General features: G+C 63.0%; 25 protein-coding genes and 1 pseudogene. 17 read left to right on the top strand and 9 right to left on the bottom strand.

Features of this window, described 5'->3' with window-relative positions; all coding sequences use genetic code 11:
• Positions 1–15 precede the first annotated feature (15 nt).
• The 5 genes from rpsF to dnaB all read left to right on the top strand — a co-directional run bounded on the left by rpsF (position 16) and on the right by dnaB (position 3093).
• On the top strand, positions 16–381 hold the full coding sequence (gene rpsF, locus AC1DUB_RS10175; protein ID WP_007871089.1) for a 30S ribosomal protein S6: 366 nt from the start codon (positions 16–18) through the stop codon (positions 379–381).
• 60 nt (positions 382–441) lie between these two features.
• Positions 442–753 (top strand): primosomal replication protein N, encoded by a 312-nt coding sequence (gene priB / locus AC1DUB_RS10180; RefSeq protein WP_477729426.1) that lies wholly within the window; start codon positions 442–444, stop codon positions 751–753.
• Positions 754–763: 10 nt separating this feature from the next.
• Positions 764–1048, top strand: coding sequence for a 30S ribosomal protein S18 (rpsR, locus tag AC1DUB_RS10185; RefSeq protein ID WP_011483947.1), 285 nt, complete (start codon positions 764–766; stop codon positions 1046–1048).
• An 11-nt stretch (positions 1049–1059) separates the two neighbouring features.
• The gene (rplI, locus tag AC1DUB_RS10190) at positions 1060–1512 is read left to right on the top strand and encodes a 50S ribosomal protein L9 (RefSeq protein WP_477717401.1); all 453 of its coding nucleotides are present in this window, start codon (positions 1060–1062) and stop codon (positions 1510–1512) included.
• A gap of 168 nt (positions 1513–1680) precedes the next feature.
• Positions 1681–3093, top strand: coding sequence for a replicative DNA helicase (gene dnaB / locus AC1DUB_RS10195; protein ID WP_477729427.1), 1413 nt, complete (start codon positions 1681–1683; stop codon positions 3091–3093).
• A 196-nt stretch (positions 3094–3289) separates the two neighbouring features.
• Here dnaB and mnmH read toward each other — a convergent pair whose 3' ends face one another.
• A complete protein-coding gene (mnmH, locus tag AC1DUB_RS10200) occupies positions 3290–4348 on the bottom strand; it encodes a tRNA 2-selenouridine(34) synthase MnmH (RefSeq protein WP_477729428.1) in 1059 nt (352 codons plus the stop codon).
• Positions 4345–4983, bottom strand: a complete 639-nt coding sequence (locus AC1DUB_RS10205; RefSeq protein ID WP_477729482.1) for an arylesterase — start codon at positions 4981–4983, stop codon at positions 4345–4347. The genes mnmH and AC1DUB_RS10205 overlap by 4 nt, the downstream gene beginning before the upstream one ends.
• Before the next feature lie 103 nt (positions 4984–5086).
• Between AC1DUB_RS10205 and AC1DUB_RS10210 the strand changes: the two genes are divergently transcribed.
• The 3 genes from AC1DUB_RS10210 to AC1DUB_RS10220 all read left to right on the top strand — a co-directional run bounded on the left by AC1DUB_RS10210 (position 5087) and on the right by AC1DUB_RS10220 (position 7083).
• The gene (locus AC1DUB_RS10210) at positions 5087–5815 is read left to right on the top strand and encodes an ABC transporter ATP-binding protein (RefSeq protein WP_477729429.1); all 729 of its coding nucleotides are present in this window, start codon (positions 5087–5089) and stop codon (positions 5813–5815) included.
• A gap of 124 nt (positions 5816–5939) precedes the next feature.
• Positions 5940–6689, top strand: coding sequence for a 23S rRNA (guanosine(2251)-2'-O)-methyltransferase RlmB (rlmB, locus tag AC1DUB_RS10215; RefSeq protein ID WP_041388857.1), 750 nt, complete (start codon positions 5940–5942; stop codon positions 6687–6689).
• A gap of 40 nt (positions 6690–6729) precedes the next feature.
• A complete protein-coding gene (locus AC1DUB_RS10220; RefSeq protein WP_477729430.1) occupies positions 6730–7083 on the top strand; it encodes a hypothetical protein in 354 nt (117 codons plus the stop codon).
• 70 nt (positions 7084–7153) lie between these two features.
• On the opposite strand, the gene AC1DUB_RS10225 is transcribed toward AC1DUB_RS10220, so the two are convergent.
• From AC1DUB_RS10225 to AC1DUB_RS10235, 3 genes are read right to left on the bottom strand one after another with little or no spacing between them, the layout of a single operon-like run.
• Positions 7154–7750, bottom strand: coding sequence for a chromate transporter (locus tag AC1DUB_RS10225; RefSeq protein WP_477729431.1), 597 nt, complete (start codon positions 7748–7750; stop codon positions 7154–7156).
• The gene (locus AC1DUB_RS10230; RefSeq protein ID WP_477729432.1) at positions 7747–8322 is read right to left on the bottom strand and encodes a chromate transporter; all 576 of its coding nucleotides are present in this window, start codon (positions 8320–8322) and stop codon (positions 7747–7749) included. The genes AC1DUB_RS10225 and AC1DUB_RS10230 overlap by 4 nt, the downstream gene beginning before the upstream one ends.
• A gap of 39 nt (positions 8323–8361) precedes the next feature.
• Positions 8362–9039, bottom strand: a complete 678-nt coding sequence (locus tag AC1DUB_RS10235; RefSeq protein WP_477729433.1) for a GntR family transcriptional regulator — start codon at positions 9037–9039, stop codon at positions 8362–8364.
• Positions 9040–9229: 190 nt separating this feature from the next.
• On the opposite strand from AC1DUB_RS10235, the gene AC1DUB_RS10240 reads away from it, so the two are divergent.
• The 5 genes from AC1DUB_RS10240 (at position 9230) to AC1DUB_RS10260 (ending at position 18593) form a co-directional block, all read left to right on the top strand.
• On the top strand, positions 9230–10420 hold the full coding sequence (locus AC1DUB_RS10240) for a CaiB/BaiF CoA transferase family protein (protein WP_477729434.1): 1191 nt from the start codon (positions 9230–9232) through the stop codon (positions 10418–10420).
• On the top strand, positions 10420–11229 hold the full coding sequence (locus AC1DUB_RS10245; protein ID WP_477729435.1) for an enoyl-CoA hydratase: 810 nt from the start codon (positions 10420–10422) through the stop codon (positions 11227–11229). Before AC1DUB_RS10240 ends, AC1DUB_RS10245 begins: the two co-directional genes overlap by 1 nt.
• A 103-nt stretch (positions 11230–11332) precedes the next feature.
• Entirely contained in the window at positions 11333–12298 is a 966-nt protein-coding gene (locus AC1DUB_RS10250) for a zinc-binding dehydrogenase (RefSeq protein WP_477729436.1), read from the top strand.
• 96 nt (positions 12299–12394) lie between these two features.
• A complete protein-coding gene (locus AC1DUB_RS10255; RefSeq protein WP_477729437.1) occupies positions 12395–13378 on the top strand; it encodes a Bug family tripartite tricarboxylate transporter substrate binding protein in 984 nt (327 codons plus the stop codon).
• A gap of 328 nt (positions 13379–13706) precedes the next feature.
• A complete protein-coding gene (locus tag AC1DUB_RS10260; protein WP_477729438.1) occupies positions 13707–18593 on the top strand; it encodes an NAD-glutamate dehydrogenase in 4887 nt (1628 codons plus the stop codon).
• A 41-nt stretch (positions 18594–18634) separates the two neighbouring features.
• Here the strand turns inward: AC1DUB_RS10260 and AC1DUB_RS10265 are convergent, their stop codons facing one another.
• Together AC1DUB_RS10265 and fabG are read right to left on the bottom strand one after the other, a co-directional pair.
• A complete protein-coding gene (locus AC1DUB_RS10265) occupies positions 18635–19588 on the bottom strand; it encodes a bifunctional helix-turn-helix transcriptional regulator/GNAT family N-acetyltransferase (RefSeq protein WP_477729439.1) in 954 nt (317 codons plus the stop codon).
• Positions 19589–19661: 73 nt separating this feature from the next.
• Entirely contained in the window at positions 19662–20405 is a 744-nt protein-coding gene (gene fabG / locus AC1DUB_RS10270) for a 3-oxoacyl-ACP reductase FabG (protein WP_477729440.1), read from the bottom strand.
• Positions 20406–20665: 260 nt separating this feature from the next.
• On the opposite strand from fabG, the pseudogene AC1DUB_RS10275 reads away from it, so the two are divergent.
• Together AC1DUB_RS10275 and AC1DUB_RS10280 are read left to right on the top strand one after the other, a co-directional pair.
• Positions 20666–21059: pseudogene (locus AC1DUB_RS10275) on the top strand (acyl-CoA dehydrogenase family protein); the annotation flags it as partial.
• Positions 21060–21242: 183 nt separating this feature from the next.
• Positions 21243–21536, top strand: coding sequence for a hypothetical protein (locus tag AC1DUB_RS10280; protein WP_477717387.1), 294 nt, complete (start codon positions 21243–21245; stop codon positions 21534–21536).
• Between the two features lie 52 nt (positions 21537–21588).
• Here AC1DUB_RS10280 and AC1DUB_RS10285 read toward each other — a convergent pair whose 3' ends face one another.
• Positions 21589–21759, bottom strand: a complete 171-nt coding sequence (locus AC1DUB_RS10285) for a hypothetical protein (protein WP_477729441.1) — start codon at positions 21757–21759, stop codon at positions 21589–21591.
• Between the two features lie 390 nt (positions 21760–22149).
• Here AC1DUB_RS10285 and AC1DUB_RS10290 point away from each other — a divergent pair, with 390 nt between their 5' ends.
• Positions 22150–22818, top strand: coding sequence for a DsbA family oxidoreductase (locus tag AC1DUB_RS10290; RefSeq protein WP_477717385.1), 669 nt, complete (start codon positions 22150–22152; stop codon positions 22816–22818).
• A 10-nt stretch (positions 22819–22828) separates the two neighbouring features.
• Here the strand turns inward: AC1DUB_RS10290 and AC1DUB_RS10295 are convergent, their stop codons facing one another.
• A complete protein-coding gene (locus AC1DUB_RS10295) occupies positions 22829–23191 on the bottom strand; it encodes a MoaF N-terminal domain-containing protein (RefSeq protein WP_477729442.1) in 363 nt (120 codons plus the stop codon).
• 355 nt (positions 23192–23546) lie between these two features.
• Here AC1DUB_RS10295 and AC1DUB_RS10300 point away from each other — a divergent pair, with 355 nt between their 5' ends.
• A complete protein-coding gene (locus tag AC1DUB_RS10300) occupies positions 23547–24281 on the top strand; it encodes a glutathione S-transferase (protein ID WP_477729443.1) in 735 nt (244 codons plus the stop codon).
• The last annotated feature ends 142 nt before the right edge of the window (positions 24282–24423 follow it).

A 24423-nucleotide genomic window follows, 5' to 3' on the forward strand; every position in this document is an offset into this window, starting at 1 on the left:
CCACAAGGAGAGTTTATGCGTCACTATGAGATCGTCTTGCTGATCCATCCGGATCAAAGCGAGCAAGTGCCAGCCATGCTGGAACGTTACAAGGGCATGATCACCGCCGGCGGTGGAAAAGTGCATCGTGTTGAAGATTGGGGCCGTCGCCAGCTGGTGTACCTGATCCAGAAACTCGCCAAAGCCCACTACCTCTGCATCAACATCGAAGCCAGCCAGGCCGTGATGGAAGAAATTGAGCACGCGTTCAAGTTCAACGATGCCGTGCTGCGCCACCTGACCGTGGTCAAGAAAAAGGCCGAAACCGGCCCATCCCTCATGATGCGCAACGTCGAGAGGGAAGAAGCCCGTAAAGCCCAACAGCAGGAGTATGCGGCTTAATAGCCACCATGCTGTTGAACGCCTCGCTGCCGCGCAGCTGCCATTGAGCAAAAGCCCGCAGTGAACCACGTTGAACTGACCGCCTGTATCGCCGAGGCAAGTCCTCTTCGCTACACGCCCGCTGGAATCCCCGCCGCCAATTTCGTCCTCGAACACGAGTCCGAAATCGTCGAAGCAGGTGTTGCCAGACAGGTCAAATTGACGGTCAGGGCGGTTGCCTTCGGAGCGCTGGCTGAGCAATCAGCCAAGTCCCCGCTAGGCAAGCCCTTCAGGTTCACCGGTTTCCTCATCAATGCGCGCACCAGCAAAGGCGTTGTTTTTCATATTCAAGCCCTAGAACAAGTTTCTGAGCAAGTACTGAACCCAATTTAAGGAGTCCATCATGGCCGGACCAAAACGTTTCAACAAAGACAAGCGCCCCAAGCGCAATACCCAATCCCTGCTGTTCAAGCGCAAGCGTTTTTGCCGCTTCACAGCCGCTGGCGTTGAAGAAATCGACTACAAGGACATCGACACCCTGCGCGATTTCGTCGCCGAAAACGGAAAAATCATCCCCGCACGCCTGACCGGCACGCGCGCGATTTTCCAGCGCCAGATCAACACCGCCGTCAAGCGCGCTCGCTTCCTCGCGATGCTGCCTTACAGCGACCAGCACCGTAGCCTGTAAGGAGCACGACCATGCAAATTATTCTGCTCGACAAAGTCGTGAACCTGGGCAATCTGGGTGAAGTCGTCAAAGTCAAAGACGGCTATGCACGCAACTTTCTGATCCCTTCCGGCCGTGCCCGTCGCGCCACGGAAGCCAACAAGGCCGAGTTCGAAGCCAAGCGCGTTGAGCTCGAAAAAGCCGCCGCCGCCAAGCTCGCCGAAATGCAGGCTCAGGGCGAAAAGCTCGGTGGTACCACCATCAAGCTCACGCAAAAAGCCGGTGTGGATGGCCGCCTGTTTGGCTCGGTCACCAACCACGACATCTCGGCTGAGCTGACCAAGCAGGGCTTCCCCGTCGCCAAGTCGCAAATCCGCATGCCCAACGGCCCGCTGAAGACCGTGGGCGACCACGCTGTCAGCGTGGCACTGCACACCGACGTGGCAGTTGACATCACTGTGACGGTCTACGGCGAAACCGCTTAAATCCGGTTACGCTGCCAAAAAAGCCGCTCTTCGGAGCGGCTTTTTTGTTGGGGCGTCAATTCACATCTTTTACAGGGTTGTACCCCTGTTATTCACCATTTATAAACAGCGTTATCCGATGACGCCGTAGCACAGCGGCGATAGCATCCAAAGCTGTCAAGGAAACCCATGTCTGCCGTACTTTCTGCCTACAACGACCCCGGCTACAGCGCCGATCGGCAAATTGCCCAGCTGCGCATTCCGCCGCACTCCATCGAAGGCGAATCCAGCGTACTGGGCGGCCTGCTGCTCGACAACGGCGCCTGGGACCGTGTGGGCGACCTGCTGACCGATGAAGATTTCTATCGCCACGAGCACAAGCTGATTTACGCCGCTGTCGGCACGCTCATCAACGCTTCCAAGCCGGCCGACATCATCACGGTATACGAGCACCTGCAGAACCAGGGCAAGGCTGACGAGGTGGGGGGATTGGGCTATTTGAACTCGCTCGCGCAGTATGTGCCGAGCGCCAGCAACATCCGCCGCTATGCAGAGATCGTGCGGGAGCGCTCCATCCTGCGCAAGCTGGTGTCCGCTTCCGACGAAATCTCCACCAACGCCTTCAACCCGCAAGGCAAGGATGTCGCCACCATCCTCGACGAGGCCGAGCAGAAGATCTTCAAGATTGGCGAGCAGGGCTCGCGCATGAAGGAAGGCTTCCAGAGCATGGACACGCTGGTCGTCAGCCTGCTCGACCGCGTGACCGAAATGGCCGAGAACCCGCAGGACGTCACCGGCGTGCCCACGGGTTTCTACGATTTGGATCGGATGACCTCCGGCTTCCAGGCCGGTGATCTGGTGATTCTGGCGGCGCGCCCCTCCATGGGTAAAACCGCGCTCGCCATCAACATCGCCGAACACGTCGCGCTCAACGAAGGCTTGCCCGTCGCCGTGTTCTCCATGGAGATGGGTGCCTCCCAGCTTGCCGTGCGTATCGTCGGCTCCATCGGTCGCATCGACCAGACCCATTTGCGCACCGGCGGCCTGACTGATGAAGAGTGGCCGCGTTTGACCGAAGCCATTGAAAAGCTGCGCACCGTCTCGTTGCACATTGACGAAACGCCCGGCCTCACCGTGAGCGAGCTTCGCGCCAACGCGCGCCGCCTGGCCCGCCAGTGCGGCAAGCTCGGCTTGATCGTGGTCGACTATTTGCAGCTGATGAGCGTCTCTACCGGCATGAACGACGAGAACCGCGCGACGGCGGTGGGCGAAATCTCGCGCGGCCTCAAGATGCTGGCCAAAGAACTGCAATGCCCCGTGATTGCCCTGTCACAGCTCAGCCGTGGCGTGGAGTCCCGCACCGACAAGCGTCCCATGATGAGCGACCTGCGTGAGTCCGGCGCCATCGAGCAGGACGCCGACATCATCATGTTCATTTACCGCGACGAGTACTACACCAAGGAGGCCTGCAAGGAGCCGGGTGTGGCCGAGGTCATCATCAGCAAGCAGCGTAACGGCCCTACGGGCACGGTGAAGCTGGCGTTTATCAACCGCATTACCAAGTTTGAAAGCCTGGCCAGCGGGTCGAGCGGGGACTTCTAGGAGCTTGTCGGGCTTGGGGCGTCGAGCGAAAATCGGCCCCGGCGAGGACAGTTTTTGCCGGATTTGCAGGCCCATAGCCCCGCTATGGGACAAGAGAATGGTGAAAAATGGACCGCTGCGGTCGATTTGCAGCCGACGCCCCAAGCCCGACAGGCTCCCAGACGCAGGCGCGATCAGTTGCCCTGAAAGGCCTCCTTCAGGGCCCGGCAAGCATGGCTTGCGCCAGCGCGGTCATGGCGGCCACGCTGTGGTTTTGCGGCTGCAGCACCCGCGCTGTTTCGTAGTGCGCAAAGTTGCGCCGCATCGACTGCAGGTAGACCGGGTCGTAGTGCTTGACCAGCAGTTCGCGAACCACCGAGGCCACGTCGCCGGCGCGGGCCCGTGCCTGCCAGTCCTGCACGGTTTCCTTGCCCCGGGCCTCGGTCAGGGCGCCCAGCCGGTCGCAGAAAAAGTCGATGTCCTTGACAAAAAAATCATAGTCTTCCAGCAGCAGCGCCACTCGTTCCTCCTCGGGCAGTTCCAGCTGCAGGCAGGGGCTGGCACGCATGGCGGCAATCAGCCCTTCGGGCACGGCCACATTGCCGACTTTTTTGCTTTCGCTTTCAATGTACACCGGGCGCGCCGGGTCAAAGCTACGCAAGGCGGCCCAGATGCGACTGTCAAAGGCTTTCTGGCTGGGCTGCGGTGAACCGGGAATCATGCCCAGCACCGAGCTGCGGTGATTGGCCAGGGCTTCGAGGTCCAGCACCTGGGCGCCTTGGGCCGCCAGCGCGTGGAGCAGGCGGGTCTTGCCCGAACCCGTGGTGCCGCAAACAACCTGGTAGCTGTGGCGTGCTGCCAGTTGCGGTAAATCCGCCACCAGCGCGGCCCGGAAAGCCTTGTAACCGCCATCGACCAGGGTGACCTTGAAGCCGATCTGGTCGAGGATGAGCGCCAGCGAGCCGCTGCGTTTGCCGCCGCGCCAGCAATACACCAGCGGCTGCCATTCCCGGGGCTTGTCCAGCACCTCGCGCTCAATGTGGGCAGCGATGTTTTTGGCCACCAGGGCCGCACCCTGCTTTTTGGCTTCAAACGCGCTGATCTGCTTGTACTGGGTGCCAACTATTTTTCGCTCGTCGTCATTCAGGCTGGGCCAGTTGACGGCGCCGGGCAGGTGGTCTTCCGCGTATTCACCCTCGCTGCGGGCGTCAATGATGGCGGAAAAACTGCCCAGTTTGCCGAGTGCGTCCTCGGCGGAAATGCGTTCGAGGCTCACTTGATCAGTTTCTTCAGTTCGGGCCAGACATTGGCCAGCATTCTGGCTTGCGACTGTTCGTTGGGGTGAATGCGGTCGGCCTGGAAGTTGGCGACAGGGTCGGCCGCGTCGGCCACGCCTTGGAGGAAGAAGGGCACCAGCGCGACTTTTTCGGTCCCGGCCACTTTCGGGAACAGGCCGGCAAAGCCAGCCCCATAAGCGCCGCCGTAGTTGGGCGGCACCTGCATCCCCACCAGGAGCACTTTGGCACCCGCTTTTTTGGACGCCTGCGTCATGGCCGTCAGGTTTTTCTCGGTCATGTCCAGCGGCAGGCCGCGCAGGGCGTCGTTACCGCCCAGCTCGATCACCACCGTGTCTGGTTTGTGCTGTGCCAGCAGGGCCGGTAGGCGCGAGCGCCCGCCGGAGGTGGTGTCGCCACTGATGCTGGCGTTGACGACCCTGGCGGCTTTCCTTTCGCCGGCCAGCTGCTTTTCCAGCAGCGGCACCCAGCCGGTGCCGCGCTTGAGGCCGTATTCGGCGCTCAGCGAATCGCCAACGATCAAAATGGTGTGCGACGTTGGGGCGGCCTGGGCCTGTGCGCCGGGTTTTTGCCCCACTTGCCCCGCTTGCGCAGGGGCCAGCCCGGGCGCGCCCATGAGCACTGCGATCAGCAGCGTGCCGAATGGTTTTAGCAGCCGGGCCGTCGGCATCCGCGCAAGCTTGGTAAAGTCTGATTTCAAGTTTTCTGACAAGGCTGACATGTTTGAACCCGCAGTGACTGTCGTGAGCGACGCTTCGTGCGCGCCGGCTTCCCCGACTCCTTCAATTATTTCCGTTGAGCATGTTTTCAAGTCGGTGAGCGACTCGACCGGCACACTGACCATTTTGCGCGATATTGATTTCTCGCTGGCGCCTAGGGAAACTGCCGCTATTGTCGGCGCCTCCGGTTCCGGCAAAAGCACGCTGCTGTCCATCATCGCTGGGCTCGATACGCCGTCCCAAGGCACTGTGCGGATGGCGGGGCAAGACCTGTTTGCCCTCAATGAGGACGACCGTGCGGCGCTGCGCGCCCGCGAAGTCGGTTTTGTGTTCCAGAACTTTCAACTCATGGGCAATCTGACGGCACTGGAAAACGTCATGTTGCCGCTGGAGCTGGCTGATCAACGAAATGCCCGTGCGCTGGCGACCGACATGCTCAAACGGGTGGGTCTGGGCGAGCGGCTGGGCCATTATCCCAAAGTGCTGTCGGGCGGCGAGCAGCAGCGCGTGGCGCTGGCGCGGGCCTTCGTCGTGCAGCCCGCCGTGCTGCTGGCCGACGAGCCGACCGGCAGCCTTGACTTTGCTACCGGCGAAACCGTGATGGCGCTGATGTTTGAACTCAACCAGGAACTGGGTACGACGCTGGTGCTGGTCACGCACGACCCGATGATTGCCGCACGCTGCGAGCGGCGCATCACCATTGATGCCGGGCGGATAGTCAAGGCTTGATGGAAAAAACGATCCTGGGCCAGGTAATACGGTCCCCCTTTGTCTTTGCTATTGCTTGTCCGGCAATTTGACGGCGGGCAGGGTGGCCGATGGGCTTGTCGGCACGAGCAGTGATAATCCCTGCATGTCTTCTTCCCCCAAAGTTCTTTTTGGCTTTCATGCCGTGGGTGTGCGCCTTAAAACCGCCCCCCAATCGGTTCTGGAGGTTTTTTTCGATGCCTCGCGCCGCGATGCCCGCATGCGCCAGTTCACTGACCGCGCCCGCGAAGCCGGCGTTCGCCTGATTGAGTCCGACGGCCTGCGCCTGGCCAAAATGTGTGGCAGCCACGGCCACCAGGGTGTCGTCGCCCGCGTCGATGCGGTGGCCCAGGTCAAATCGCTCGATGAGCTGCTGGAGCAACTGGAAGAGGCCGGCACCGCGCAGCCCCTGCTGCTGGTGCTCGACGGCGTGACCGATCCGCACAACCTGGGTGCCTGCCTGCGGGTGGCCGACGGCGCGGGTGCCCATGCCGTGATTGCGCCCAAGGACCATGCCGCCGGCATCAACGCCACAGTGGCCAAGGTTGCCAGTGGCGCGGCCGAAACCATGCCTTACTTCATGGTCACCAACCTGGCCCGCACGCTGGGCGAGCTCAAGGAGCGCAACATCTGGTGCATAGGCACGAGCGATGACGCCCCCAAAACGATTTACGACGTGGACCTCAAGGGCCCGGTTGCCCTGGTGCTCGGCGCCGAAGGGGAGGGCATGCGCCAGCTCACGCGCAAGACCTGCGACGAACTGGTCAGCATTCCGATGCGCGGGGCTGTCGAAAGCCTCAACGTGTCGGTGGCCAGCGGCGTTTGCCTGTACGAAGCGCTGCGCCAGCGCAGCTGAGCGGGCTTCTGTCGCCCGCATTTTCCTGGAGATGGCCACCATGAACTTCCGGTACTTGATTGCTCCTGTTTTGATAGCTGTCAGTGTGTTAACCATGCTGGCTTCCTGTACCCAGGAGCAGCAAAACAAGATCAGCCGCGACATCCAGAACTGGACCGGCACCAACGGCGTGCTGGAGTTTTATGCGGGCGACAAGCTGATGCGCCGCTTCATCAAGATTGACAAACTGAGCACCGCCATGGGCACCGATGACGGCAAGGCGCGCTCCTACCGGTTTGGGTATGGCGTGCTGGATGAAAACCTGAACATGGTTGCCGACGCCGGCGAGAAAAAGGTGTATTTCGAGGTCAGCGACTACGGCTCGAACTACATCTTTTTCGAGAACCCCCACTAGGCCAAGCCTGACCTGATCCAGCAGGTCCGGCCCAGGGCAGATCAAACCCTGGATGTGGCCCGAATCACGCTCAGATCAGTCCGAACCAGCCGAGCGCAGCGCTTGCCGCCAGCAGCCAGAGCAGGTGAATCCTGGTGCGCCAGACGATCAGCGCGGTGGTGCCGCTCAGTAACCACACGGGCCAGTTTTGCGCAACGCTGTTGCCTGCTTTGCCGTTGGCACCCGCCAGGATGCAGCCGGTGGCAATCAGCAGCGCCACCACGATGGGCGCCATGCCCTGTTTGAAGGCGCGCACTGCCCGCATCTCCCGATTTCTGTGGCCCCACTGGGCCGCCGTGTAAGTGAGCACGGTGCTGGGGATGAGAATGCCCAGCAAGGCGAGAAAGACGCCCATTAGGCCGGAGAGCATGCCGCCCGCATTCATGCCCACGTTCCAGCCGAGCAGGGCGATGAACAGGACATTCGGGCCGGGTGCCGCCTGCGCAATGGCAATGGAGGCGTTGAATTGGGCGTCGGTCAGCCAGTGCTGCTTGTCCACCAGAAACCGGTGCATGTCGGGCGCCGTGCTGATGGCGCCTCCGATCGACAGCAGCGAGAGCGACAGGTAGTGCAAAAACAGCTCAAACCATTCATGCGCGCCGAAAACCAGGTGGGGCGCATTGGTCATGGCTTGAGCCTGTAGAAAGCCGCCACGCAGGCCACCCCGCCCAGCCCGGGCAGCACATAGGCCATCGGCCAGCGCAGCAGGGCGATGGCGGCGAAGGTTGCCACGCCGAACACGGCGCACAGGCGCAGTCCCAGTACGTTTTTGGCCAGCGCGCCAGACAGCCGCATGCCGGTTGCCGCAATCAGGCCGGCGGCCACCGCCGCCATGCCGCGCAGGGCGCCCGCCACGCCCGGGTGCGCCGCAAACTGGGCATACAGCACAGCCAGCAGCAACACCAGCACCAGCGGCACGGTCAGCATGCCGGCGAGCGCTGCCATGGCGCCCTTGAGGCCGAAGTAGCGACCGCCCACCATCAGTGACAGGTTCACCACGTTGGGCCCCGGCATGATTTGCGCCACCGCCCAGTCTTCAATGAATTCTTCACGCGTCATCCAGCGTTTTTTTTCCACCAAGTCGCGCTGCACGACCGCCAGCACGCCGCCAAAGCCCTGCAGGGCCAGCAGGGTGAATGAAACAAAGAGGTCGGTCAGGGATTTGGGTTGCGGGCGCACTTCCGCGGACAGGGAACTCATGGCCTGATTATCGTCGTTCACCCTGCGCATGGAGGCCTCCTAGGAGGAGAGGGGACTGCTGTCATCGATGCTGGCCAGCAGGCGCTCCCGCCCTGACAGCACATGACGTTCAGCAGCCGATTTCGCCCTGGCTTTGGCCCCCTTGATGATGGCCTCGTAAATCGTCCGGTGCTCGATATTGGAGCGCCGCATGTTTCCGGGTGAGTTGAAGTAACGCCGCCTGAACAGGTGCAGCTCCTTGACATAGTCGTCATAAGTTTCATGGGCCCGCTGGTTGTTGGACAGACGCAGGATCAGCGCGTGGAATTGCAGGTTCAGGTCGTAGTAAAGATCGGAGTCTTCAGCGTCGCAGGCCGCATCCATCTGCGTGAGAAGCCGCTCAAACTGCTGCTTGTGTTCTTCGTTGACATGCTCCGTGGCGCGTTCGGCCGCAAAGCCGAAGACCAGCGCCCGGAGCTCATAGATCTCCAGCATCTCGCGCACCGAAATCTGCCGCACGAAGACGCCGCGGTTGACGACAGCCTTGACGATGCCCAGGCCCGTCAGCATGCGGATGGCCTCGCGGATGGGGCCGCGGCTGGTACCCATGCGCAGCGCCAGTGCGGCCTCGTTCAGGCGCTCCCCGGGCTTGAGTGCGCCGGTGTAAATCAAGTGCTTGAGCTCTTCCGCAATGAAGAGCGGCAGTCCCTGTTCGGGCTTTTCTTTGGGTGAGGTCATGGCTGGAGGGGTCGGGGCCGCGCGAATTGTGCGCATGCCACCTTGTGCGGGAATGGTACCTGAAAAAATTCTGCCAGAAGACGAATTGCCAAAAAGTGTTATCTATAGTAAAAAAAGTGTTGACACTTGTCATTCATGTAGATGACACTTTCGCCTGTTTTTGCCTCCATTCAATCCTGGATTTCCCCTCATGCCTCATTTGCCAGCCTCTTCCGCACTCCAGCGCTTTCGCGTGGTGGATCTCACCCAGGTCCGGGCGGGCCCGACGGCCTGCCGCCAGCTGGCCGACTGGGGCGCCGACGTCATCCAGGTCCAGATGCCCGAGCACATGCGCGGCGATGACACGCTGGGCGGGCAGGAAGGCTCCGACTACCAGTACACCCACCGCAACAAGCGGTCCATTACCCTGAACCTGAAAGAGGAGGAGGGCATCCGCGTGCTCAAGCGCCTCATTGGCGGGGCCGACGTGGTGGTGGAGAACTTCCGTCCCGACGTGAAATTTCGCCTGGGCATCGACTACGAAACCCTGAAGCCGGACAACCCGGGTCTGGTGTATGCCAGCATCTCGGGCTTTGGCCAGTCGGGCCCGCTGGCTACGCGCCCCGGTTTTGACCAGATTGCGCAGGGCATGGGCGGCCTGATGTCGGTGACCGGCCTGGCCGAGCAAGGGCCGATGCGCGTGGGCATTCCCATTGCAGACCTGTGCGCCGGTATTTTTGCGGCGCAGGGCATCCTGGTGGCGCTGCTGGAACGCGAAACCTCGGGCAAGGGCCAGTGGCTGCACACCTCCTTGCTGGAGTCCATGGTCTACATGATGGACTTCCAGACCTCGCGCTGGCTGATCGACGGTGAAGTCGCCACGCAGGCCGGCAACTTTCACCCCACCAGCATTCCGACCGGGGTCTACAAGGCGCGCGACGGCTATATGAACATTGCGGTGTTCGGGTCCAAGATATGGGAGCGCTTTTGCGACATCCTGGGCGCGCCACAGTGGGTCAGCGACGAGCGCTACAAGGACAAGGCGGGGCGCTCGGTGAACCGCGACTCGCTCAATGCCGAAATCAACCGGCTGCTGGCCGCGCAGGACCGCGCCTACTGGATCGAACGCCTGAACAAGGGCGGCGTGGCCTGCGGCCTGATCAACAATGTGCAGGAAGCCTTTGAGGAACCGCAGATCAAGCACCTCAACATGGTCAAGGATGTGATGTCCGTGCATTTGGGGGCGCAGCGCCTGGTGGGCCAGCCCATGCAGCTGGAGCGCACGCCCAGCACCATTGCCCGCGCCGCACCGCGCCGTGGCGAGCACACCGAGGAAATCCTGACCGAAATGGGTTTAAGCGCCGGCGACCTGGCGCGCATGAAATCAACTGGAGTGTATTGATGACAACCGTGAGCTATGACTCCCCTACCGAACGCGTGCAGACCTGGCTGGACGCCTCCACGCTGCATATCCGCTTCAACAATCCGGCCCGCCATAACGCACTGTCGGTGGACATGTGGGAGGCCGTTCCGCCTTTGCTGGCGCAGGCCGAAACCGACGACCGGGTACGTCTGGTGGTGTTCTCGGGCGCCGGCGAGAAGGCGTTTGTGTCGGGCGCCGACATCTCGCAATTTGAAGACATGCGTGCCGCCCGCGAAGCCGTGACCCGCTACGAACAGATGGCGGAAAACGCGCTGATGGGCATCCACCGCTTCAGCAAGCCCACGCTGTCGTGCATACGAGGCTTTTGCATCGGCGGCGGCGTGAATGTGGCGATCAGCTGCGACATCCGCATTGCCTCCACCGACTCGGTGTTTTCCATTCCCGCGGCCCGTCTCGGTCTTGGCTACCGCTACTCGGCGATGAAAAATCTGGTGGACCTGATCGGTCCGGGTGCTGCAAAAGACCTGTTTTTCACTGCTCGCAAGATTGACGCCCACGAGGCCAAATCGCTGGGCCTGATCTCGCGCGTGTGCGAGCCCGAGCAGCTGCCGGCGCTGCTGGCGGAATACACCTCGGCCCTGGCTGCCAATGCCCCCTTGACGGTGCGCGCGGGCAAGGCCATCACGGCGGAAATCCTCAAACCTTCACCCGAGCTGGACCTGGACCTGTGCCAGCGTCTGATTCGCGGCTGTTTTGACAGCGCCGACTATGCCGAGGGCCGCAAGGCCTTCATGGAAAAACGCAAACCGGCCTTTACCGGGAAATAACCGGCGCCTGGGCCGGCCGCCCGGCGACACCCCACCGACACCGACACCGACACCGACACCGACATCGAAAGAGAGCGAACGAATGCAGTCTTACTGGATGCAAATGACCGCGGATCATGTCACGCTGGAACTGCGTGACGTGCCCCAACCCGAACCGGGAGCCGGCCAGGTGCTGGTGCGGCTTCATGCCGCCAGCCTGAACCGCGGCGAGTTCATTGCCGGCCATGGCCTGCATGGCAAGTCCGGCAGCGCCAAGGCGGTGGGCATGGAGGGAGCGGGTGAGGTGGTCGGGCTCGGTGCCGGCGTGAACAGCCTGAAAGTGGGCGACAGGGTGATGGGCCGCTGCCCCGGGACGTTTTCCGAATATGCCCTGATGGATGTACGCGAGGCCATGATCATGCCGGCCAGCCTGTCCTGGGAGGAGGCCGCCAGCATTCCGCTGACCTTCCTGGTGGTCTACGACATGCTGGTGCTGCAGGGGCGTCTGGCCGCCGATGAATGGCTGCTGATCAACGGCGTGTCGTCGGGTGTCGGCGTCGCCGCCCTGCAAACCGCCAAGGCCCTGGGTGCGAAAGTGATTGGCACCTCCGGCTCGGCCGACAAGCTGGCGCGCCTCAAGCCGCTGGGCCTGGATGTGGGCCTGTGCACACGTTCTGCCGATTTTTACGATGCCGTGATGCAGGCCACCGGCGGCAAAGGCGTGAACCTGGTCGTCAACACGGTGGGCGGCTCGGTGTTTGCGGAAAACGTTCGCTGCACGGCCTTCCAGGGGCGGCTGGCCACGGTCGGCTATGTCGATGGCGTGCTCAAGGCCGAGATCGATATTGAAGCCCTGCATGCCCGGCGGCTGACGCTCTTCGGTGTGTCCAACAAGCTGCGCACACCCGAGCAGCGCGCGTTGGCCGTGCCGGGCTTTGTGGCCGATGTGGTGCCTGCCATTGCGGCGGGCCGCATCAAGCCGCTGCTGGATCGCGTTTTTCCGTTTGGCGAGCTCGCCGCCGCCAAGGCCCACATGGAGTCCAACCAGCATCTGGGCAAGATCGTGCTCTCCATGCCGGCCGCGCCCTGAGGCGAGCTTCCGGTTGCCTGCCACGGCTACAACTGCTACCGCGACCGCTATCCCTTTTGCTACTGCAGACACATACAAATACAGGAGACATTCAACATGAAAAAAGCAAACATCGTCGCGGCGCTGGTCCTCGGCGGCCTCGCGCTGAGTCTCAGCGCTGGCGCCTGGGCCCAGGTGCCAGCCTATCCCGCCAAGCCGATCCGGCTGCTGGTCGGTTTTGCGCCCGGCGGTGCGGCCGATTACGTGGCGCGGGCCATGGGTGATGCGCTGGGCAAGGCCATGGGTCAACCCATCGTGGTTGAAAACCGCGCGGGCGCCGGATCGAGCATCGCCGCAGAGGCAGCGGCCAAGTCCGCACCGGACGGCTACACCCTGCTGATCGCCAGCCCGAGCAGCATGTCGGTCAATCCGGCACTCAATCCCAAGCTGGGCTACAGCGCCCGCGACCTCACACCCATCACCAGGGTGAGCAGCTCGCCGCTGGTGATTGCAGCGAATCCGGCCCTCGGCATCAACTCGGTGCAAGACCTGATTGCCCGGGCCAAAGCGGCGCCCGGCACACTCAACTACGCTACCTCCGGTAATGGCTCGGCGCCGCACCTGGGCGCCGCGCTGTTTCTTCAGGTCACCGGCGTGCAGATGACGCACATTCCGTTTCGTGGCGGCGGCCCGGCGATTCAATCGGTGATCGCGGGCGACACGCAGCTGACGTTTGGCACGCCGCCGTCGGTGCTGCCCATGGTGCAGGCCGGCCGTCTGCGCGGGCTGGCGGTGAGCACCCGCGAACGCACGGCGCTGGTTCCCGGCATTGCGGGCATGGTCGAGGCGGGCCTGCCTGAATACAGCATTGAGTTCTGGTATGGCCTTTTTGTGCCGGCGGGTACGCCTCCGGCCATTGTCAGGAAAATATTTGAAGCCGCCACCAGGGCAATGCAACAGCCCTCGGTCAAGGCCGCGCTGGCGCGCGAGGGTACCGACGTGTCGCTTTCCCAGTCGCCCGAGCAGTTCGCAGCGTTCCTGAACGACGACGCCAAATTCTGGGTCAAGCTGGTCAAGGACGCGGGCGTCAAGCTCGAGTGAAGGGCGCGAGTGAAGGCCGGGTGGCTGGGTGGGCGGGCGAGGAGCGATGCTTGCGGCCCGCCATGGGCTGAAAGGTTAAAAGTCATTTGCGGTTTCAGCCCTCGTGGAATTTGTAGCAGGTGTTGCAAATTCAGTGTCAGTGGTGAACACGTCACGGCAGCCCGGTGCTGCATCCCAACGTTATGCAAAAACACAAGCTGGTGAGAAAATGGCATTGGCCAACGCCGCTGACCGTTCGTCCGATCAACTAGTCTGAGAGCCTGTAACTGGCGCAAGATGAAATACGCTGATCTGGTCGTCGGTCAGCCCTGAGACTGGAGGGCACATCATGCTAACCAGAACCGAAGACAGAGTGCGGCGCTTGTTCGATGACGTCATGGCGTGCGCGCGCGAGCGCCTGCCGGATGCGGCGTTTGCGGCATTCGAGCCGTTCCTGAACCACTACTACGGTCAGGCCGATGAGGAAGACGTACTGAGCCGCAGCATTGCCGACCTGTACGGCGCCGCGATGGCGCACTGGCAGTTGGCGCGCAAGTTCTCACCGGGCAGCGCGCGCGTGCGCGTGTACAACCCGGGGCTGGAGCAGCACGGCTGGTACTCCGATCACACGGTGATCGAGATCGTCAACGACGACATGCCATTCCTGGTCGATTCGGTGACGATGGAAGTCAACCGGCTCGGGCTCACGCTGCATGCGGCGGTGCATCCTGTGTTCCGCGTCTGGCGCGAGGTCGGTGGCCAGATCGTGAATGTGCAGGCGGCCAGCGAGCAAGGCGATGCCGAATCCGACGGGTCGGCGCTGGAATCCTATATCCACCTGGAGGTGGATCGCCGCACCGAGGCGGCGCGCCTGGAGGAGCTGACGGCCGGCCTGATCAAGGTTCTGGGCGACGTGCGGGCAGCGGTGGAGGACTGGCCCCGGATGCTGGAGACGACCCGGCGCACGATCGCGGACCTGGTCGCGCGCGAGCAGGCAGCCGGCCCGGCGCAGATTGAAGCCGCGGAAGTTGCGGAAACTGCGGAAGCCAGGGCTTTCCTCGAATGGATGGCTGACGACCATTTCACCTACCTCGGCTGTCGCGACTACCAGTCGCTTGTGCGGGACGGCGTCTACTACCTGCAGGGTGTCGCGGGCTCCGGCCAGGGCATCCTGCGCGAGGCCTTGCGCGACCCGGCCACGCCCGACTTGACCCGGCTGCCGGCCGGCGTGCAGCGCATCGTCGACTCGCCGTCGCCGATTTTCGTCACGAAGGCCAATTCGCGCTCGACCGTGCACCGGCCGGGCTACCTGGACTATGTCGGCGTCAAGCTGTTCGACGCCGACGGCAAGTTGTTCGGCGAACGCCGCTTCCTCGGCCTCTATACCTCCATCGTCTACCGGGTCGCGACCGACGAGATCCCGCTGGTGCGGCGCAAGGTCGCCCACGTCATGAGCCGCGCCGGCTTTCTGCCCAAGGGCCATCTCGCCAAAACGCTGCTCACGATACTCGAGCAGTACCCGCGCGACGAGCTGTTCCAGATCGACGACAGCGAACTGTATGAGATCGCGCTCGGCATCCTGCGCTTGCAGGAGCGCCAGCGCACCCGGCTGTTCGTGCGCCGCGACCGCTTCGACCGCTTTGTGTCCTGCATGGTGTTCGTCCCGCGCGAGAAGTTCAATACCGATCTGCGCCTGCGGATACAGAGCCTGCTGCTGGACGCCTTCCGCGGCGTGAGCGCCGAGTTCACACCGCAGCTGTCGGAATCGATGCTGGCGCGCATCTACATCATGGTGCGGACCCAGCCGGGCAATGTTCCGGAAGTCGATGTGCGGGAGCTGGAAGCACGTATCGTCGAAACCACCCACCGCTGGCAGGACGAGCTGGCCCACGCGCTGCTGGAAGGCTGCGGAGAGGAGCGCGGCAACCGGTTACTGCGCCGCTGGGGCGGCTCGTTCCCGGCCGGCTTTCGCGAGGACTATGCGGCGCGCACCGCGGTACGCGACATCGAACTGATGGAAAGTGTGCAGGGCGGCCAGCCAGATGGCGAGCCGGCCGCGCTCGCGATGAACCTCTACCGACCGATCGAGGCGGCACCGGGTTCGCTGCGCTTGAAGGTCTACCGCGCCGGACAGCCGGTCGCGTTGTCGCAGAGCCTGCCCATGCTCGAGCACCTGGGTGTCCGGGTCAACGAGGAGCGCCCCTATTGCATCGAGCCGCGGGACGCGCAAGCCGTGTGGGTGCATGACTTTGGCATGGAGCTCGCCGACGGCGCCGAGATCGAGATCGACCGCATCAAGGCGCTGTTCGAGGACGCGTTCGCGCGCGCCTGGGGCGGCGAAATCGAGAACGACGACTTCAACCGGCTGGTGTTGCGCGCGCAACTGGCCTGGCGCGAAGTCGCGATCCTGCGCGCCTATGCACGCTACCTGCGCCAGGTCGGCTCGACCTTCAGCGACGCCTATGTCGAGCGCGCGCTGACCGGCAACCCGGCGATTGCGCGCAAACTGGTCGAGCTGTTCCTCGCGCGCTTCGACCCGGCGCAAGGCGAGGCGCGCGACGCACGGACGCAGGCGCTGCAAAACAACATCGCGAATGCGCTCGATCAGGTGCCCAACCTTGACGAGGACCGCATCCTGCGCCAGTTCCTCGGCGTGATCGAGGCGACCACGCGCAGCAACTATTTCCAGCGCGCGGCCGACGGCGGGCTCAAACCCTATCTGTCGTTCAAGTTCGACCCGGCGCGCGTGCCCGGCCTGCCCGAGCCCAAGCCGATGTTCGAGATCTGGGTCTACGCGCCGCGGGTCGAGGGTGTGCACCTGCGCGGCGGCCGCGTCGCCCGCGGAGGGCTGCGCTGGTCCGACCGGCGCGAGGACTTCCGCACCGAGGTGCTGGGGCTGGTCAAGGCGCAGATGGTGAAGAACGCGGTGATTGTGCCGGTCGGCTCCAAGGGCGGCTTTGTCGTGAAAAATCCGCCGTCCGTGACCGACCGCGACGCGTACATGAAGGAAGGCGTCGCCTGCTACCAGACCTTCCTGCGCGGGCTGCTCGACCTCACCGACAACCTGGTCGGCGCGCAGGTGGTGCCGCCCGAGGACGTGGTGCGCCACGATCCGGACGACCCCTACCTGGTGGTTGCGGCCGACAAGGGCACGGCGACCTTCTCCGACTATGCGAACGCGATCTCGGCCGAATACGGATTCTGGCTGGACGAYGCMTTCGCCTCSGGCGGYTCGGTSGGYTACGACCACAAGAAGATGGSSATCACCGCSCGCGGCGYCTGGGAGTCGGTCAAGCGGCACTTCCGGGAATTGGGTGTTGACACCCAGACCACCAACTTCTCGGCGATCGGTATCGGCGACATGTCGGGCGACGTGCTCGGCAACGGCATGCTGCTGTCGCACCATATCCGGCTGCTCGCGGCGTTCGACCACCGCCACATCTTCCTCGACCCCAATCCTGATACCGAGGCGAGCTTTCACGAGCGCGAGCGCCTGTTCGCGCTGCCGCGTTCGAGCTGGGCCGACTACGATCCCTCGCTCATCTCGGCTGGCGGCGGCGTGTTTGCGCGCAGCGCGAAGGTGATCCCGCTCACGCCTGAAGTGCGCGCGGCGCTCGAGCTGGAAGGCGACGAGATCACGCCGAACGATCTGATCCGCATGATCCTGAAGGCACCGGTCGACCTGCTCTACAACGGCGGTATCGGCACCTATGTGAAGGCCGGCCGCGAGACCCACGCCCAGGTCGGCGACCGGGCGAACGACGCGATTCGCGTCAACGGCGCCGAGCTGCGCTGCAAGGTGGTTGCCGAGGGCGGCAACCTCGGCTGCACCCAGCTCGGCCGCATCGAGTACGCGCAGCACGGCGGGCGCATTTATACCGACGCGATCGACAACTCGGCCGGCGTCGACTGCTCGGATCACGAGGTCAACATCAAGATCCTGCTGGGCCTGGTGGTCACCGACGGCGAGATGACCAGCAAGCAGCGCAACAAGCTGCTCGCCGAGATGACCGACGAGGTCGGCGAGCTGGTGCTGAGCGACAACTACTACCAGACCCAGGCGCTGTCGGTCGCCCATCGGCGCGCGGCCGCGCTGCTGGAGCCCGAGGCGCGGTTGATCCGCCATCTGGAACGCGCCGGCCGGCTCAAACGCAAAATAGAGTTCCTGCCGCCCGACGAGGAAATTGAGGAACGCAAAACCGCGAAACAGGGGCTCACCTCGCCCGAGCGCGCGGTGCTGCTCGCCTACGGAAAGATGTGGCTGTACGACACGCTGCTCGCGTCCGACCTGCCGGATGATCCCTTCGTCGCCCATGTGCTGGCCGACTACTTCCCGCAGCCCCTGCGCGAGCGCTACGGCGACACGATGCAGCACCATCCGCTCAAGCGCGAGATCATCGCGACCTACCTGACCAACACGCTGACCAACCGCGTCGGTGCGACCCTGGTGCACCAGCTCGCGGAGGAAACCGATGCAGCCCCGGCCGACATCGTGCGCGCCTGCATCATCGCGCGCGCGGTGTTCGGGCTGGAGGACATCTGGCAGGGCATCGATGCGCTCGACAACCAGGTGCCGGATGCGCTGCAGGCGCAGATGCTGACAGACACCGGCCAGTTGATTGAGCGTGCCAGCCTGTGGTTCCTGCGCCACCGGGTCGAGCGCAGCGCGATCGAGAAGGCGGTCACGCGCTTTCGCGCGGCAGCCGACCTGGTCGGCCCGCAGCTTGCGACCTTGCTGGCGCCGGCCGATGCGGCGGCACAGGGCGCGCGGCGCGACGAGTTGGTGCAGGCCGGGGTGCCGGCCGAACTCGCGCGGCGTGTCGCGGGTGCGGACAGCATCGCCGCCGTGCTCGACATCGCGGAAGTCGCGGCCGCCTGCGAGCGCCAGCTCGAACTGGTCGCCAGCCTTTATTTTGCGCTCGACCTGCATCTGAACCACGGCTGGATACGCGAACGCGTGAGTGCGCTGCCGGCCGACACCCACTGGCAGATGCTGGCGCGCGCCGCGCTGTTCGACGACCTGGCCGCGCTCAAGCGGGCGCTGACAACCAGCGTGATCCGGCTTTCACCGACGCTGGAAACGCCCCAGGCGCTGATCGCCGCCTGGCAGGCGCACAACCAGGTGCCGCTGGAGCGCTACCGGCGCTTTCTTGCCGAGCAGCAGGCAGCAGGCACAGTGGACCTGGCCATGCTGTCGGTGGCGATGCGGGAGATGCGAATGATCGAGGGGGTGTGAGGGCTGGGCTGGGCAATCGGCAAAAGCACACTTCCCATGTCTTACAGCCGCAACTCCCAGGTTTCACCCACGAGGTCATGCCCGAAGCCGTGGTAGGGCTCGCTTTTAACCAGCCGGAAGCCCCGCTTGGCGTAGATGGCGCGCGCCGCGTCCAGGCAGCTATTGGTCCAGAGCCGCATTTTCTGGTAGCCCTTGCGGCGGGCAAACGCGATGCATTCATCCGTGAGGCGTCCGCCCAGGCCCAGACCGCGCGCCTCCGGGGTGAGGATCAACATGCGTAACTGGGCCACGGCGGTTGATTTGCGCACCACAAACACCGCGCCGGCCCGCTCGCCGTCGAGTTCTGCGATCCAGCATTTCTCGGAATCCGGCCGGAAGTTTTTAAGGTATTTGCCGGTGATGTCGGCCACCAGCGCTTCGAACTCGCTGTTCCAGCCGTATTCACGTGCGTAAATCTCGCCGTGCTGCTGCACCACCCAGCCCATGTCGCCGGGCTGTGGATCGCGCAGCACAATGGTGCGGGTGGGCGCAAGTTCAGCGGCTGGCGCCAGCAGGTGCTCAATGGCGGCCATGGCGTTGACCAGTTTTTGCTGCGCATCGGGCGCCAGCGCTGCCAGCAAAGCTGCTGCTTCTTCGCTGGATTTTTGTTGCAAGGGCGCAAACGCCTTGCGACCCGCTGCCGTGAGCGCCAGCAGGCTTTGCCGGGCATCTGCCACGGATGGCACGCGCGCCAGCCAGCCTTTGCTTTCAAAACGGCGCAGGATGCGGCTCAGGTAACCGGGGTCGAGCGCCAGGTCGCGCCCCAGTTCGGAGGCCGTGGGTTGGTCGCGGTGTGCCAGTTCGTAGAGCACCCGTACCTCGGTGAGTGAAAGTTCGCTGCCCAGATAGGGGTCGAGCACGCCGATGCGTTGGGTGTAAAAACGGTTAAAGCCGCGGACGGCTTCGACGTGGCCCGCGGCAGATGGGAGTGGGGTGGAGGGCTTTGACGATGCCATGCGGCCATCGTCAATCAATTGATTGACTTTGTCAACCAATTGAACTTTGAAATCTTTTTTTGCGGCCGGCAACTCAAACCGACATGCCGCCCGACACCTCGATGACCGCGCCATTGATGTAGCTGGCCTCGTCGCTTGCCAGAAAGGCGTAGACGTTGGCGATTTCCTCGGGCTGCCCCAGCCGCTTGAGCGGTACATGCGCTTCCATCTCTTTCAGGACCTTCTCGGGAATGGTGTTCAGGATGGGCGTGGCAATGAAGCCAGGCGCCACGGCATTCACGCGCACGCCCTTGGGACCGAGCTCGCGGCTCCAGGTTTTGGTGAAACCGATCACGCCGAACTTGCTGGCCGCGTAGTTGGTCTGGCCGAAGTTGCCGTAAATGCCCACCACCGAACTGGCGTTGAGGATCACGCCCCGGCCCTGCGCCACCATGGTGTCCGCCACAGCCTGGGCGCAATGAAACACGCCGCGCAGGTTGACGTCAATCACGCGGTCGAACTGCTCCAGTGTCATTTTTTGCAGCCGCGCATCCTGCGTGATGCCGGCATTGTTGACCAGCACGTCAATGCGGCCGAACTGGTCCTTGATCCGTTTCACCACGGCATCGACCATGGCGCGCTGCGTGACGTCCATCACATGGCCGACGGCTTGCGCGCCCAGTGCCTGGCACGCCCTGACAGCCTCGTCAACACCGGCTTGCCGGACGTCGCAGACGATGACGATGGCGCCTTCCCGGGCGAATTTGAGGGCGGTAGCTAGGCCTATGCCTTGCGCCGCGCCAGTGATGATGCTTACCTTGTTCTGGAGTCGTTGCATGAGAGGGTGAGGTTGGTTGAGGGAAGGCGGTTCAAGGTTCAATAGACATAGACGATCGACGGCTGGTGCCTGCCCGGGGCATTCCTGACGGTACGGGTCAGCATAAAGCCTGGGCCGGATTTTGCCGCTACTTCATTACAACGCCGAATGAGGTCATCCGGGGTTGAATCCATTGCGGCGCTGCAGTTCCGCGGCGCGCGGAGGGCGGCGTGGAGGAATGCTTCGGCCATGCGATTTTCCCCACGGGGGCTTGGGGCTCCGGCCTCAAGGCGCACGACGCCGCCGAGCTCTTCTTCAACGACGTGAGGGTGCCGGCTGGCTATCTGCTGGACGGCGAGGCGCATGAGAGCAAGGGATTTATCTGCCTGATGGAGCCGCTGCCGTGGGAGCGCCTGCAAATCGCATCATGGCCGTTTCGGCGGCGCAGGCCGCCATTGACTGGACGCTGGCCTATGTGAAGGAGCGCAAGGTGTTCGGTCAGCCCGTAGCCAGCTACCAGAACACACGCTACAAACTGGCCGAGATGCAAGCCGAAGTGCAGGTGGCGCGCGTGTTTGTCGACAAATGCACCGAATTGGTGGCGCAGGACAGGCTGGTGGCTACGGTTACCTGTGGGAATACCCGATCACCCGCGCCTATGCTGACGCCCGCGTGAGCTGTAACAAAGATTCGTGTGTCCGCGCCGTCTTTTGTGCAGCCAGCAGGCCGTGAGATGCCGTCCTACGCGAGGACGCGACAGTTTCAGCGGCCAATCACTAAAACTGGGTATTCCCAAAACCTTTATTTCTGTTTCAATAAAAACTGTTTCTTTCACTTCTGCTTGAGGAGGGGTTTTATATGCGATTCGATCTTTTTCATACACGCGTGGATGCCCATATTCGGAAAGCCCAGGAGTATTTGCAGGCGGCCAATCTGGCCCGCATCGAGCACCAGATAGCGGCGGACCATCATCTTGCGCTGGCATCGATGTATGCGCAGCGCGTGATCTGGCTTGAACAGGAATTGTCCGAATCGGTTTCACGATTTAGCCCGTCTTTTCGGGGCGTCGTGTCCGTGGCAGCCGAAGGTGCCAAACGCGGCCCGGAATCCGTTGTGAGCCTGCAGCGCAGCGCCCCGGTCGGGAATGGTTGAGGGGCGCTAGCCCTTCCGCGGCGCTGCGCTGGCCTTCAGCAGGCGCCGGTGGTCAGGATGGGTCTTTGCTGCGCGTGCGGCTGACGGCGCTGAAAATGCCGATGCCGAGAAGTATCAGTGCACCGATGCCGATGTACAGGTGCGGTATGCCCGCCACCACCGCGCCCCAGATCACGCCGCCGAGGAAGATCACGAAACCGATCATGTAGAGTGCAAAAGACATGGTTTTTCTCCGGGAAGTTGTCGTTTCACTATGCGTGGCGGAACGCTCCCGATCTATCGGGGGGAGGCGCTGATAGGTGTCAGTGCGGGCCTACTGAAGGCCTTGGTCGGCCTGACCGCCGGTCGGAGCCGGACAGGCGGCACAAGGACGTCGGGTGGGTGGATGGATGGGCGGATGGCCTCCAGGTGGCCCCTCAAGTAACCGTACGCCGCACCTGCATATTGCCCACGCCATGACAAGGCGCGGCCGTTCCACGTAAAAATCTGCGCCTGCAGACCCGTCATATCCACTGTTTGACAAGGCGGTCCACACCGGGCGATCCTTCCGGGGGGCTTGTCATGCAGGCGAGTTGGCGACCTTGCGTGAAAAAAGAAATGAGAACGACACACCATGACCATCCCCCTCAAAATCGATTTCGTCTCTGATGTTTCCTGCCCCTGGTGCGTGATTGGGCTTAAATCACTGGACCAGGCGCTCGCGCGGGTCGGCAAAGACATCACGGCCGAGCTGCATTTCCAGCCCTTTGAGCTCAATCCCCAGATGACGGCCGAGGGCCAGGAAATCACCGAGCACATCACGCAAAAGTACGGCATCACGCCCGAGCAGGCCCAAGCGAACCGCGAAAACATCCGGGTACGGGGCGCGCAGCTGGGCTTCAAGTTCAGCATGGCGGACGAGCCGGGCGGTGGCCGCAGCCGCATTTACAACACCTTTGATGCACACCGCCTGCTCCACTGGGCCGAGCTGCAGGGCGAGGGCAGGCAGAAGGCGCTGAAAGAGGCACTGTTCAAGGCTTACTTCACCGATGGACAGAGTCCCGGTTCGCACGAGGTGCTGGCGCGGGTGGCGGGCGAAGTGGGCCTGGATGCCGAGCGCGCGCGGAACATCCTGGCGTCATCCGAATACGCCGATGAGGTGCGCGAGCGCGAGCAGTTCTACCTGAGCCAGGGCATCCATTCGGTGCCGGCCGTCATCATCAATGACCGTCACCTGATCTCTGGCGGGCAGCCCCCTGAAGTGTTTGAACAGGCCCTGCGCCAGATCGCGGCGGCGGGCTGACATTCCGGACTCAGGCCGCTGGACCGCCTTCGCGACGGTCGAGCACTTCAAACCGGCCCGACTGCCGGAACCATTCCTTGCCATTGGACGCAAAACCCACCGCGGTGCCGTCCCGAAGGTTGAGCACCACCGTGAGCGTGTAGCCGCTGTCGGCTGACAGGTAGGACACCACATGCACGTCGTCTGACACCTTCACGGCGGCACTGGCCTTGTCGTGGTGCTGGCTGGCCTCCGGACTGTCCGCGCTGCGCCAGGTGACGCGGCCATTGGCCTCAAAGGTATGTTCAAACGTCCGGCCTTTGGCCGGGCCGTCGCTGAAGTTCCATCTCAGGGTTTTGCCGTGGAGTGAACCGGGTAGGGTTGATTTCGCCATTGCATTGACCTCCGGAAAAAACGAAAAGGCGCCTGCACCTGGTGGCGCCTTTCTTTCATGCTGCTTCAGTGTCCATCGGCTCGAAAAACCGGAGATGTCAGACCGTGGCCAACTTCATGTAGGACAAGATGAAACACGGTTTAAACCCTGGTTTAAACCCCGGTTTGAACCTGGTTGGTCTGGAATTATTTTCTCTGTCCGATGAGCGGGACACCTGAGACCGCGTTCTCGCCTCTTGCCTTTATTGCGATGAAATACATAGTTCTTGATGTCCATCCGGCATGGGCTAAAGTGTCGTTTTCCGTCATTTCACATACTGCCCACACTCTGCCAACCCACCCACCGGGGGAGTTTCATGTCATACGAACTTCATTACTGGCCCGGCATTCAGGGACGCGGCGAATTTGTGCGCCTGGCGCTGGAAGCCGCAGGCGCCGACTATGTTGATGTGGCGCGCGATCGCCAGGGTGAAAAAGTCGGGCAGGGCATGGCGGCCATGATGCATGTCATGGAAAGCCCCGATGTGCTGCACCCACCGTTTGCTCCGCCTTTCCTGGTGCACGGCAAGGTCATCGTGGGGCAGACGGCGGCGATTTTGCTGTACCTCGGCCCCCGCCTCGGGCTGGTGGGCAAGAGCGAGGTTCAGCGCGTGTGGACGCACCAGCTGCAGCTGACCATTGCCGACGTTGTCGCCGAGGCCCATGACACGCACCACCCGATTGCCACCGGCCTCTACTACGAGGACCAGAAGCCTGAAGCCGTCCGGCGCGCAAAGGAGTTTCGCGAGGCGCGCGTGCCCAAATTCCTGGCCTGGTTTGAAAGCGTGCTGGTGCGCAACCCCCGGGGTAGTCGCCATCTGGTGGGTGGGCGGTTGAGCTACGCGGACCTGTCGCTTTTCCAGCTGGTGGCGGGCCTGCAATACGCCTTTCCCAAGGCCAGCCGGCGCGCGCTGAAAAAGGCGCCATGCGTCGCAGCCCTGCAAGACAGCGTGGGGCAGCACCGCCGCGTGGCGGCCTACCTGGCCAGCGAGCGACGCATTGCGTTCAATGAAGACTGCATCTTCCGCCGCTACCCGGAACTCGACAGCTGACGAACGCATGCCCGCCTGCATGGTTCATGCCTCATGCTTCAACCTCATGTTTCGACCTCATGTTTCAATCTGGTTGCTACTGATTTGGCCCAATTCTTTATGGGCTGCCGAGCTGTTTTCATTCGACGGGAGAGAGGTCGAT

Source organism: Polaromonas sp. P4_F9 (genome assembly GCF_056401235.1).